The 12,048-nt window shown below is 69.9% G+C and carries 11 protein-coding genes; 6 read left to right on the plus strand and 5 right to left on the minus strand.

The window, feature by feature from the left end; genetic code table 11:
* Nucleotides 1-111: 111 nt before the first annotated feature.
* The gene (locus ACQ86G_RS20940; RefSeq protein WP_431257130.1) at nucleotides 112-900 is read right to left on the minus strand and encodes an alpha/beta hydrolase; all 789 of its coding nucleotides are present in this window, start codon (nucleotides 898-900) and stop codon (nucleotides 112-114) included.
* Nucleotides 901-1,570: 670 nt separating this feature from the next.
* Here ACQ86G_RS20940 and ACQ86G_RS20945 point away from each other — a divergent pair.
* From ACQ86G_RS20945 to ACQ86G_RS20965, 5 genes are all read left to right on the plus strand, one after another.
* Nucleotides 1,571-2,206, plus strand: a complete 636-nt coding sequence (locus ACQ86G_RS20945) for a choice-of-anchor J domain-containing protein (protein WP_431257131.1) — start codon at nucleotides 1,571-1,573, stop codon at nucleotides 2,204-2,206.
* A gap of 53 nt (nucleotides 2,207-2,259) precedes the next feature.
* Complete coding sequence (locus tag ACQ86G_RS20950) at nucleotides 2,260-2,709, plus strand: post-PEP-CTERM-1 domain-containing protein (protein WP_431257132.1); 450 nt, start codon at nucleotides 2,260-2,262, stop codon at nucleotides 2,707-2,709.
* Between the two features lie 3 nt (nucleotides 2,710-2,712).
* Nucleotides 2,713-4,197 (plus strand): PA domain-containing protein, encoded by a 1,485-nt coding sequence (locus tag ACQ86G_RS20955; protein ID WP_431257133.1) that lies wholly within the window; start codon nucleotides 2,713-2,715, stop codon nucleotides 4,195-4,197.
* Between the two features lie 303 nt (nucleotides 4,198-4,500).
* Nucleotides 4,501-4,776, plus strand: a complete 276-nt coding sequence (locus ACQ86G_RS20960; protein ID WP_067272237.1) for an HU family DNA-binding protein — start codon at nucleotides 4,501-4,503, stop codon at nucleotides 4,774-4,776.
* 188 nt (nucleotides 4,777-4,964) lie between these two features.
* Nucleotides 4,965-7,226: a putative bifunctional diguanylate cyclase/phosphodiesterase gene (locus ACQ86G_RS20965; protein ID WP_431257134.1), complete on the plus strand. Its 2,262-nt coding sequence runs from the start codon at nucleotides 4,965-4,967 to the stop codon at nucleotides 7,224-7,226.
* A 54-nt stretch (nucleotides 7,227-7,280) separates the two neighbouring features.
* Here ACQ86G_RS20965 and ACQ86G_RS20970 read toward each other — a convergent pair whose 3' ends face one another.
* Both ACQ86G_RS20970 and hmpA read right to left on the minus strand, forming a co-directional pair.
* Nucleotides 7,281-8,114 (minus strand): enoyl-CoA hydratase-related protein, encoded by an 834-nt coding sequence (locus ACQ86G_RS20970; RefSeq protein WP_431257135.1) that lies wholly within the window; start codon nucleotides 8,112-8,114, stop codon nucleotides 7,281-7,283.
* 153 nt (nucleotides 8,115-8,267) lie between these two features.
* A complete protein-coding gene (hmpA, locus tag ACQ86G_RS20975; RefSeq protein WP_431257136.1) occupies nucleotides 8,268-9,455 on the minus strand; it encodes an NO-inducible flavohemoprotein in 1,188 nt (395 codons plus the stop codon).
* A gap of 183 nt (nucleotides 9,456-9,638) precedes the next feature.
* Here hmpA and norR point away from each other — a divergent pair, with 183 nt between their 5' ends.
* Entirely contained in the window at nucleotides 9,639-11,267 is a 1,629-nt protein-coding gene (norR, locus tag ACQ86G_RS20980; RefSeq protein WP_431257137.1) for a nitric oxide reductase transcriptional regulator NorR, read from the plus strand.
* Here the strand turns inward: norR and ACQ86G_RS20985 are convergent.
* Entirely contained in the window at nucleotides 11,251-11,553 is a 303-nt protein-coding gene (locus tag ACQ86G_RS20985) for a hypothetical protein (protein WP_431257138.1), read from the minus strand. The two genes, norR and ACQ86G_RS20985, sit on opposite strands and share 17 nt — an antisense overlap.
* A gap of 8 nt (nucleotides 11,554-11,561) precedes the next feature.
* Entirely contained in the window at nucleotides 11,562-12,008 is a 447-nt protein-coding gene (locus ACQ86G_RS20990; RefSeq protein WP_431257139.1) for a hypothetical protein, read from the minus strand.
* Between the last annotated feature and the right edge of the window lie 40 nt (nucleotides 12,009-12,048).

Below are 12,048 nucleotides of genomic sequence, written 5' to 3' on the forward strand. Positions count from 1 at the left end.
TGGAGGCGGACGTGGGAAGGGGCAGGGGGAAGGATCAGTCACGGCGTCCCGGAGGAAAGGTCCAGCGCGCCGCGGGCACCGCGCCATGGGCGCCCGCGGCCGGCGCGGACCTTACCGGGATTGCCGGACGGCGTCCAGGATGACCTTGGCGACCGCTTCCGGCTGCGACTGCTGCGGCACGTGCGAGCTGTCGACCTTCGTCACCTTCGAGCCGGCCCGCGCGGCCATCGCGGCCTGCGCTTCAGGGGCGATCATGTGATCGGCCGTGGCCAGCAGGTAGTACGAGGGCTTGTTCTTCCACGCGGCCGCCGACACCGTCTGCTCGAAGGCCGTCGCCTGGATCGGGCCCTGCGTGGCTGTCATCACGGCCGTCGCCGAGGCGGGCAGGTCCTGCGCGAAATGGTTCTTCATGCCTTCGGCGGTCAGGCTGAGCCAGCCTTGCGCGTCGGGCTTGATGTGCGCGAAGCCGGAGGGGGCCGGGAAGCCCTTGCCCTGTTCGGCGGTGTTCTGGCCGACGTTGGGGGCGAATGCGGCCACGTAGACCAGCGAGGCGACCTTGTCCGAGGTGCCCGCTTCGGTGATCACCGTGCCGCCCCACGAGTGGCCGACCAGCACGACCTTGCCGGGCTGCGCGTCGATCGCGCGGCGCGCGGCGGCGACGTCGTCGGCCAGCGAGCTCAGCGGGTTCTGCACCGCGGTGACCTGGACGCCTTCGCGCTGCAGCAGCGGAATGACCTTGGCCCAGTCGGAACCGTCGGCGAAGGCGCCGTGGACGATGACGACCGAGGGCTGGGCCGGCGCTGCCGGCGTGGCGGCCAGCGCGGCGGTCGACAGACCGGCCGAGGCGGCGAGGGCGGATGCAGCGGCGGCGGCGACGATGAGGCGGCGGGTGAAGGTCATGGTCAGGCTCCTGGTGGTTGGGAAGGTGTCGAGGGTGTTCAAGACAGGGCTCTACTGTCGCGAATCGGGCCTCGCGCCGGTATCGGACGAATGTCCGAGGCGGCTCCCGCCGCCGCATTTCCCGGGCGCGCGTCCCGGAGCGTCCGGCAACGCCCGGGGGTGTTCGGCCTGTCCCCTGGAGCAAGTGACACGTCAGTGACATCACTACCGGTTGCCCATCGGTATTTACACCGAGTCCGCCACACTCTGCGGCGGGCGGTGTGAAGGTGTCGTCAATCGCCGATCACCCGGCGTGCGCGGCGTCCGCCACCGTCGAGCGACCGGCGCGCGGGAGCATCCTTTTGCGAATCTCCAATGCGGATGCGTTTGCGCGGCGTTTGCGCCGGACCGCGCCGGGTCCGGACGGCAAGTCCTGACCCCGTCGCCGTCCTGCCGTCGTCGCGTCGCCCGGCCCGAAAGAGTCACCCCCTAGGGAAAGAACCACCCCCGCACCAAGGGGGAACCGCGGCCCGACGCCCTCGTGCGCTCCGTGACAAGAGTCACAGAATCGACACGCCCGAAGGTCGTCCTCCCGCCGGCCATCAGCAGTCAAGACGGTGCCCGCCATCCCGGTGCGCCGTCGTCCAAGTCCAGGTGGACATCCCACCTTCATCCTGAAAAGGACGCAGCAATGTTCAAGAAGACCTGTCTGGCTCTGGCGCTCGTCGGCGCCGCAGCCGCGGCCCACGCGGGGCCGACCCTCATCAACGAGGGCTTCGATGACGTCACCTCGCTCCCCGGCTGGATCATCTCCAACCAGGGCACGCCGGGCGGACTCACCCAGCCGTGGGTGCAGGGCGACCAATCGATCTTCACCGCGCTGAGCGGCGCGGGCAATTCGTACATCAGCTCGAACTACAACAACGCGCCCGCTGGCGGCACGCTGTCGAGCTGGCTGATCAGCCCGGTGTTCTCCACCGCCGAGAACCTGGAAGTGTCCTTCTGGGCGCGCGGCGACATCCTCCCCGGCTTCTTCGACCAGCTGACCTACGGCCTGGTGAACGCCGCCGGCGTGTTCAGCAGCTTCGTGCCGCAGGCGACCGTGACGGTGGCCGGCGAATGGACCCAGTACAGCTTCCAGCTGTCGGGCCAGGGCGCGGGCGCGACCTCGCGCTTCGCGATCCAGTACGCCGGTGCCGCGGACAACGCGAACTACGTCGGCGTCGACAACGTCACCGTCAACGTGCCCGAGCCGTCGACCTGGGCGCTGGCCGGCGTGAGCCTGCTGGGCCTGGTGGCCGCACGCCGCCGCCGCGCACAGTCTTGAGCCGCGTCCCGAGTCACCGGACGCACCGAGTCATCTCCGCAAGGACAACGACCATGATCACCCGCATTTCCCTGGGCCTGGCGATCGCCGCGGCCCTGCCGCTGGCGGCACAGGCTCACGAAGCCGCCGCTCCCGCGGCCGCCGACGCTTCCACCGTCTCCACCGCGCCGGTCGCGTCGCAGGACGCCCTGGTCATCGTGCGCGACGCCGAGACCGGCAAGCTGCGCCCGGCGACCGCCGAGGAGCATGCCGCGCTGAAGGCGCTGGCGCCCACCGCCCGTGCCCGTGTCGCGCTGCGCGCCGCGGCGATCAGCCCGCAGATGAAGCTGCACAGCAGCGGCGCGGTCGGCATCCGCATGACCGACGAGATGGCCAGCCAGTCCGTGATCGTGCGCGGCGCCGACGGCAAGCTGATCGAAGCCTGCTTCGCCAGCAAGGAAGAGGCCGAGGCCTTCATCAAGAGCGGCGGCACCCTCGCCAAGTCGGCCCTGCCCACGGAGTAAGCCATGCACAAGCAATTCAAGAAGAACCTGATCCGCACGGCCGTCCTGGCCGCGCTGTGCGGTGCCGGCCTGGCGCAGGCCGCGACCATCGTGATCCAGAGCCGGGATCTGCCCGGCGTCGGCTTCAACGACGCGACGCCGGTGGCGCCGGTCGGCGGCAACCCCGGCACCACGCTGGGCGAGCAGCGCATGTTCGTGTACCGCTACGTCGCCGACGTGTGGGAGAAGGCGCTGGACAGCAACGTCACGATCACCGTGAACGCCGGCTGGGAAGCGCTGAGCTGCACGGCCTCGTCGGCCACGCTGGGCAGCGCGGGCGCCTGGAACATCTGGCACGACTTCGCGGGCAGCCAGCCCGGCACCTGGTACCCCCAGGCGCTGGCCAACAAGCTCGCCGGCGTGAACCTGAGCGAAGGCATGGAAGATGACGGCACCGGCTACGCCGGCGTCGACATCAAGACCCAGTTCAACATCAACCTCGGCAAGAGCGACTGCCTGGCCGGTTCGCCGTTCTACCTGGGCATCGACGGCAACTTCGGTACCGGCGTGAACTTCGTCGAGACGCTGCTGCATGAACTGGGCCATGGCCTGGGCTTCAGCGTGCTGTCGGTGCAGACCTCGACCGGCTTCCGCATCAATGCGGCGGGCACGGCCTATGTCGCCAATGGCGGCCTTCCCAGCATCTGGGAACGCTTCATGTACGACAACACCGTGGGCAAGACCTGGCTCGACATGAGCAGCGCGGAGCGTCGCGCCTCGGCCATCAACCCGCTGGGCCTGGCCTGGATCGGCGCCAACGTGCTCGCCGGCGCCGACATGCTCGCCGCCACGCCGGTGCTGAAGGTCGCGACCTCGGCGCCTGGTCAGTCCGGCCAGTATCCGTATGGCACGGCCTCCTTCGGCCCGGCGGTCAGCAGCGGCCTGAACCTGGGTGCGCTGGCGACCGTGCCGGCGGATCCGGTCAACGGCGCGGGTTGCCTGACCTTCAGCGCGGCCGATGCGGCGGCGGTGGCGGGCAAGGTGGCGGTCATCGATCGCGGCACCTGCGGCTTCGCGGTGAAGGCCAAGAACGCGCAGAACGCGGGCGCGACCGGCGTGATCATCGCCAACAACGCGGCCGGCGCGGCCCCGGGCCTGGGCGGCGCGGATCCGACGGTGGTGATCCCGACGGTCAGCGTCTCGCAGGCCGACGGCGTCAAGCTGCGCGCGGCGATCGCCGCGTCGGTGCCCTACGGGACCCGCGGCAAGCCGGGCGTGGCGACCTCGTCGCTGTCCAGCGATCCGAGCCGGCGCGCCGGTGCCGATGCGCTGGGTCGCCCGCTGCTGTACACGCCGAACCCGCTGGTGGGCGGTTCGTCCGTGTCGCACTGGGACGTCTCGGCGACGCCGAACCTGCTGATGGAGCCCAACATCAGCCCCGACCTGGGCCTGATCCTGGTGGCGCCGAAGGACCTGACCAAGCCGCTGCTGAAGGATCTGGGCTGGTAATCCGCCCCGGTTCCGGTGCCTGACCGGCCCCCTGCGGGCGGGTCAGGTAGGATGGACCTCGAAAGCCTGGTGCGTAAGCGCCAGGCTTTTTCTTGCACGCGGCAACCCGAGGTGGGCGGATCCCGCTCGAATGTCGACGTCATGTCGCCGGAATGTCGCTCAAACGGGCGATGAAATCCGCCATGCGGACGTTTGAGGGGTGAAGCCGGCCTCAGGTTGCGTCTTCAAACAGGCGGGGGTCAGGACTGGCTGATAATCGCCGGCCCCGGCTCGCCGGAACCTGGTTTTTTACTGGAAGCATTGATGAACAAGAGTGAACTGATCGAAGGCATCGCCACCAAGGCTGGCGTGACCCGTGCCGTGGCCGCGACCGCCCTGGACGCGACCCTGGAAACCATCACCGAAGCGCTGGCCTCCGGCGACCAGATCGCCCTGGTGGGCTTCGGCACCTTCAAGGTGAGCGACCGCGCTGCCCGCACCGGCAAGAACCCCGCCACCGGCGAAGCGCTGGACATCCCGGCCTCCAAGGTCGCGAAGTTCACCGCCGGCAAGGCGCTGAAGGATGCGGTGAACAAGTAAGCCTCCCGGCTTGCCGTCACTGGGCGACGCCCGCTCCTGCGACAGCAGGGCGGGCGTTGTCGTTTTTGGGGGGCAGGCTGTCGGCAACTTGCTGACGCGCGTTGAGGATATCCGCCGCTGGTGAGGCGGGGACCCGGTCGGAACAATCAGCCCAGGTCCCAGCTCGCACCCCTTCGCGGAGCCCCACCATGACACATCACGCCCAGATCGCGTTCCCGCCGGAGAGGCCGTCCCGCGGCGCGCCGCCCGCCGCCGTCGAGGAAGCGCGTGCCGCGCCGGTGGACCGCTGGCGGCGGTGGGCGGGGCCGGCAGGCGGCATCCAGCGCAAGCTGATGGGCCTGGTCGCCGTGGCGTGTGCCGCCGTGGCCCTGATCACCGGCGCCGCCTTGACGGTGCAGTGGCAATCCCTGGAGCAGGCCGCGCAGGTCGAGGCACGCAACCTCGCGTTGTCGCTGGCACAGACGATGTCCGCGTCGACGAGCCACACGCTGCACTTCCTGCCCGGCACCCATGGCGTCGACCAGCGCGACCTCTTCGTGCTGGACCGCGAGCGCCGCACGCTCGCCAGCGTCGTGCCGGCCGAGATCGGCTCGCTCTATGTCGACGACAAGTCCACGACGATCGATGAGGTGCTGCGCGACGGCATGCCGCGCAGCTTCACCGAGACGAGCGCCCAACATCCCGAGGGCGCCCGCTTCATGGCGGTCGCCGTCCGGGCGTCCGCCGCGCCGGATGCCCCGGTCACCGGCGTCCTCGCGCTCGAATCCAGCCGCCTGGCCCGGCAACTGATCGCCGACAGCGCCCCGCGCCTGTATGCGATCGCGCTGACCGGACTGGCGGTGATGTTGGGGGTCGCCCTGGCCGGCACGCGTTGGGCGCGCCGGCTTTCCGCCTCCATCGAGGATCTGCGCGCCGGTGTCGACGCCTTCGCCGAGGGCCGTCTCGGCACCCGGCTGGTCCCGCAGGGAACCGCCGAGGTTGCCGCATTGGGTCGCGCCTTCAACGGCATGGCCGAGGCGTTGGAGCGCACCACGCTCGAGCTGCGCCTGGAAAGCGAGATGGCGAGGGAGGCGGCGGCCCAGGTCGAGCGCCTGGCCTTCACCGATCCCGTGACGGGTCTGGGCAATCGCGCGTCGCTGTCGCGGCTGCTGAGCAAGCAGATCGCCTGGGCTGCCGCGTCGGATCGCGGCTTCGCGTTGCTGATGCTGGGCTTGGACCGCTTCCGCAACGTCAACGACTCGCTCGGGCACGGCGTCGGCGATGAGTTGCTGAGCCTGCTCGGTGAACGCCTGCAGGCCGCCGTCGGCGCGCACCGGATGGTCGTGCGCCTGGGCAGCGACGAATTCGCCCTGCTGCTGGACGAGCTCGATCCGGCGGCCCTGGGCGCGACCGCGCGTCACCTGATCGACACGCTGGGCGCGCCGTGCCGCATCCGCGGCAACGAACTGCGCCTGAGCGCCAGCGTCGGCGTGGCGCTCTGTCCCAAGGACGGCGGCAACGAAGAGACGCTGATGCGTCATGCCGACATCGCGATGCACAACGCCAAGGAGGACGGCGGCGGCACCTTCAAGCTCTACGCCGAGGACCTCAACCGCCATTCCGTCGAGCGGCTGGCCTTCGAGGCCGCGCTGCGCCAGGCCGTCGAGGCCGAGGCGCTGTCCGTCCACTACCAGCCCAAGGTCTCGGCGCACACGGGACTGATCGAAGGCGTCGAGGCGCTGGTGCGCTGGAAGCATCCTCAACTGGGCAGCATCTCGCCCGTGAAGTTCATCCCGATCGCCGAGGAGACCGGCCTGATCGTCCCGCTGGGACGCTGGGTGATGCGCCAGGCCTGCGAACAGCTGGTCGCCTGGCAGCGCGAGGGGCTGCCCGCGATCGGCATGGCGATCAACCTGTCGCCGGCCCAGTTCCGCAGTCCCTCGATGCTCGCCGACATCGACGCGGCGATCGCGGACTCCGGCGTCGATCCGACGCGGCTGGAATTCGAGATCACCGAAAGCATGCTGATGCAGGACGGGGGCCGGACCGCCGGGATGCTGAGGGCGCTCAAGGCGCGCGGCGTGCGCCTGGCGGTGGACGATTTCGGCACGGGTTATTCGTCGCTGTCGCAACTGCGCAGTTTCCCGGTCGACACGCTGAAGATCGACCGGAGTTTCGTGCGCGGCATCGCCGACGACGTCGAGGACCGCGCGATCGCCCAGGCCATCGTGCAGATGGCCCGCACGCTGCGGCTCAAGGTGGTCGCAGAAGGCGTGGAGACGGACGCGCAGGAGCGCGTGCTGGGCGCCCTCGGGTGCGACCTGTTGCAGGGCTTCCTGTACAGCCCGGGCGTGCCCGCGGCCGAACTCGAGGCGATGCTGCGGCGCGAAACCGACCGCGGGGAGTACTGCGCCCAGGCCGTGGCCACGCTGACCGGCCTGGAAGTCAAGTTCGCGGCGACGAACTTCTGACGGGGCAGGAGCGGCGGGCGCCGCGGGCGTGGTAGGTCGCCGCGCCGATCGCGCTCAGCCTTCCCGGAAGTACTTCAGCGCGGCCAGGTCGGGGAACGCCGTCGGCCGCTTGGCCTGGGCCGCCGCGAACGCCTCCATCAGGTTGCTGTTCTGCCAGATCGCCGCCTGCAGCCAGCCCATCTGCTGGAGGCTGTCCTTGACGCCGTGGTCGCGCGCGTAATGGATCGCCTGCTTGCTGCCCCAGATCGCCACCGGCGGCTTCTGCGCGATCTCGCGCGCGCATTGCAGCGCGGCCTCGACGCATTCCGCCTGCGTCGCGAAGACATCGTTGACCAGGCCCACCGCCTGCGCCCGCGCCGCCGGCATGCGGCGGCCCGTGTACGCGAGTTCCTTGACCACCCCCAGCGGCACGAGTTTCGGCAGCCGCTGCAGCGTCCCCAGGTCGGCCACCATGCCGATGTTGATCTCCTGGATGCAGAAGAACGCGCCGGTCTCCGCGTAGCGGATGTCGCAGGCCGCGACCAGGTCCACCGCGCCGCCGATGCAGCCGCCCTGGATGGCCGCGATCGTGGGCACGCGCAGCTCGTCGAGCTGGTTGAAGGCCCGCTGCATGTCGGCCAGCAGGTCGACGATCGCCGCGCGGCCTTCGGCGCTGCGGTCGTCGAGCTGGATGCCGCCGTTCTGGAACACCTCCAGCGACATCCCGGCGCTGAAGTGCCTGCCCGTCGACGAGATCACCAGCGCCCGCAGCGTCGGGCTGCGGTGGAGCTGCGCCAGCACCGTCTCCAGCTCGCGCCACAGCTGTGGCGACATCGTGTTCATCGCGTCCGGCCGGTTCAGCACCAGATGGCCGACGCCGGCTTCTTCGGTCAGGGTGAGGCAATCCATGCGAGTCTCCTTCAGTCGTTGCTGTCGTCCCTGTCACCGGCCTGGCGCGGCGGACCGCGTGCGGGCACTGTGCAGGGGATCGGACCATGCTAGCGGGAGACCGCCGGACGCCGCGTCAAGGACGCGACGTCCGATGCCGATTGGAGAGCGCTCTCAGGCGCCGACCAGTTCCTCGGCCGGGCCGAAGAACTCGTAGCGGAGCTGCGTCGTCGGGATGCCCAGCGAGCGGCCGGCCCGGTAGACCGCCTGCATGAAGGGCTTGGGCCCGAGCAGGTACAGGTCGACGTCGCGATCCTCCGGCAGGTGGCGCGCCAGCAGCGCATCGGTGACGTGGCCGACCTCGTGCGGCTCGTCGCCTTCGCGCGGCGCGTCGTAGACATAGAGCGCCTCGACGTTCTCGTGCGCGGCGGCGAGCAGGTCCACGCGCTCCCGGAACGCATGCACGCCGCCGTGGCGCGCCGCATGGATGAAGCGGATCGGCCGGCCGCTGGCCGCCGTCGATTCGAGCATGGACATCGCCGGGGTGATGCCCACGCCGCCGGTCACCAGCACCAGCGGGCGCGTGGCCGCGGCGTCGAGGGTGAACTCGCCCGCCGGCGCCTGCACGTCGAGCCGGCTGCCGACCTCGGCCGTGTCGTGCATCCAGTTGGATACCAGCCCGCCGTCCTCGCGCTTGATGCTGACGCGGTACCAGGGCTTGCCCGGCGCATCCGACAGCGAGTAGTTCCGGCGCACCGTCCTGCCGTCGATGTCCAGCACCAGGGTCAGGTATTGCCCGGGATGGAAAGGCGGCAGCGGCTGGCCGTCCACCGGCTCCAGGTAGAACGAGGTGATCAGCTCGCTCTCGCGTTCCTTGCGCGCGACGACCATCGTGCGCTGTCCGCGCCAGCCGCCCGGCAGCGCGGCGGTGGCGGCGTAGACCTGTTCCTCGGCGTCGATCAGCAGCTGGGCCAGCGCGCCGTAGGCCTCGGCCCAGGCGGCGATGATCTCGGCGGTCGCGACGTCCGCGCCCAGCACCTCGCGGATCGCGGCCAGCAGACACGCGCCGACGATCGGGTAATGCGCGGGCTGCACGCCCAGCGCCACGTGCTTCTGGATGATGCGGGGCAGGGCAGGGGCCAGTTCGTGGACGCGGTCGATGTGACTCGCGTAGGCCAGCACCGCGCCGGCCAGCGCCCGCGCCTGCGTGCCTTCGGCCTGGTGCGCCTCGTTGAAGAAGGCCTTCAGTTCGGGATGCTCGGTCAGCATCGCGCGGTAGAAATGCCGCGTGATGTCCTCGCCGCGTGACTTCAGCAGCGGCACCGTGGCCTGGATCAGGGCGATGGTCTGGGGCTTGAACATGAGCTTCTGGACTCCGGAGTCGTTGAGGATGCAACCCTCATCTCACGTTCCGTGCCAGCGCTCGCGACTTTATAAATAAGTCGCAACTTGTTGATTTTCAATGACTACGATTTTTCCGATGGACATAAAAGGTCCAAATGACCGAACATCGGGCGCAGTCCAAATGACAACGAACAGGTCGTAGTGACACCAGATTCCCGCTACCGCCAGCTGCTCGCCGCCGTGCGCGGCCTCGTGCGATGCGACGCCGCCGCGTTGCTGCGGCTGCTGCCGGGCGAAGGCGCGCCCGTGCTGCAACCGGTGGCGGTGGATGGTCTCGCGGAGGAGGCGCTCGGTCGACGCTTCCCGGTGGCGGCGCATCCCCGCCTGGCGCGTCTGATGGACAGCCGGCAGGGGTTGCGCTTTCCCTCCGACGCGGGCCTGCCTGATCCTTATGACGGGCTGCTGGAACATCAGCAGGAACTCGAGGCGGTGCACGACTGCATGGGTGCACCCGTGCGCGTCGACGGACGGATCTGGGGCCTCGTGACCCTGGATGCGATGGACCCGCGCGCCTTCGACGGCGTCGACGACGGCCGTCTGCAGGGCATCGTCCGACTGCTCGAGGCCGGCATCGCCGCCGAGGAGACCATCGCCGAGCTGGCCCGCCGCGCCGAGCAGGAACAGGCGCTGGCACGCGCCGCCTCACGCGGCGGATCGCGCGAGCTGCTCGGCCGCAGCGCGGCGATGGTCCGGCTGCGGGAGGAGATCGACACCGTCGCCGGCTCCGACCTGACGGTGCTGGTCCTCGGCGAGACCGGCGTGGGCAAGGAGCTCGTGGCGGAACGGCTGCATGCGCGCTCGCCGCGGCGCGACCGCCCGCTGGTGCAGATCAACTGCGCGGCGCTGCCGGAGACGCTGGCGGACAGCGAGCTCTTCGGCCACAAGCGCGGTGCGTTCACCGGCGCCGTCGCCGACCGCAGCGGCAAGTTCGAGCTGGCCGACGGCGGCACGCTGCTGCTGGACGAGGTCGGCGAGTTGCCGCTGCCGGTGCAGGCCAAGCTGTTGCGGGTGCTGCAGAGCGGCGACGTGCAGCGGCCCGGCAGCGATCGAGTGCAGAAGGTCGATGTGCGCGTGATCGCGGCGACCAACCGCGACCTGCGCGAGGAAGTCGCGCGCGGCCGCTTTCGCGCCGATCTGTATCACCGGCTGTCGGTCTATCCGCTGCACGTGCCGCCGTTGCGCGAGCGCGGCCGCGATGTGCTGGCGCTGGCCGGCGGTTTCCTCGAGGAGAACCAGCACCGCCTCGGCGCGCGCAACCTGCGCCTGTCGCCGGCCGCGTCGGAGGCCCTGCTGGCCTACGACTGGCCGGGCAACGTGCGCGAGCTGGAGCACCTCATCAGCCGCGCCGCGTTGCGCGCGTTGTCGTCGGCGGGCCGGGGAGGGCGCTGGATCGCGATCGAGCCAGCGCATCTGGGATTGACGGCGGACGTCGGGACCGCGCGTCCTGCCGCCATGTCGTCCGCCCCACCTATTTCACCGGCGGCGAGGCACGACGCGGATCCTCGGCGCGCGCAGGCCCCGGAACAGGACCCGGAACAGGACCCGGAGCGGGGTCAGGAACGGGGTCACGAGGTGGGCACCTCGGGATCGCCCCCAGGCCTGGGCCTCCGCGAAGCCACCGACCGCTTCCAGCGCCAGTGGATCGAAGCCGCCATCGCGCGGCACGGCGGGGCGATGGCCGCCGCCGCCCGCGAGGCGGGCATGGATCGGAGCAACTTCCTGCGCCTGGCCAGGCGGCTCGGTGTCCCGGGGCTCAGCGGCAGACCGTGACCGCGTCCCAGGGCATCTCGCCCTTGTTCACCTTGGCGCCGAGGGCCAGCACGTCGTCGCCGGCCGCCTGGGGGTAGCGCTGCTTCATCGCAGTGATGAGGGCGGTCGAGTCGGCGGCCTTCGACAGCGCTTCGCCGTAGGCCTCGAGATAGTCGAGGCTGAAGCGCACGGCGCTGAGGTCCTCGGCGGCGCCCGGCCTGGCATGACCCGGCACCACCGTGGTCGGCGCGAGCGCCTCGATGCGGCGCAGGTCGAGGATTGGCCGTGATTCTTGAAAAATCCGCAAGAAGTGCTCTATGTGCCTGATTTTTCAAGTGTTTTCAAACGCGATTGCAACGCTTCCGATGTCGCGTCGCATAGGCCCTCGCGTTCCAAGTTCTTGCTCCGTAGCTTGCGATGGAGCGAATCCCTCACCGCACTCGGCTTGAATGCCGCCGAGTCGGTACAACGGAGCAGCTTCTTTGACAGGTCGGTTTCCACCGCCACAGCTTCGGCGCTGACCAGGCGCCGCGTGCTCCGCTCTACAAGTTCCACACCCGGTTGGCCGATGATCGAGACCACCAGGATGGTCCCGAGCATGCGCCAGGGCATCTTGTCGAGGTTGTTGACCAGCATCGCTCCCAAGCGAGCGATTGCACTGTCATTGCGGAAATACCAGAGGTAGGCGTGCTCGCCCTGGGGCGGCGTGGCCTCGGAGGAACGGGCGGTCGTCGTGCGCGAGGCGCGGTTCGGCTTGCTCATGCGGAAAATGCTACGGAGCCTGCAAACCGGGCCGGAGGCC

The sequence above is a fragment of the Roseateles chitinivorans genome (genome assembly GCF_050632145.1).
Classification (GTDB): Bacteria; Pseudomonadota; Gammaproteobacteria; order Burkholderiales; family Burkholderiaceae_C; genus Roseateles; species Roseateles chitinivorans_B.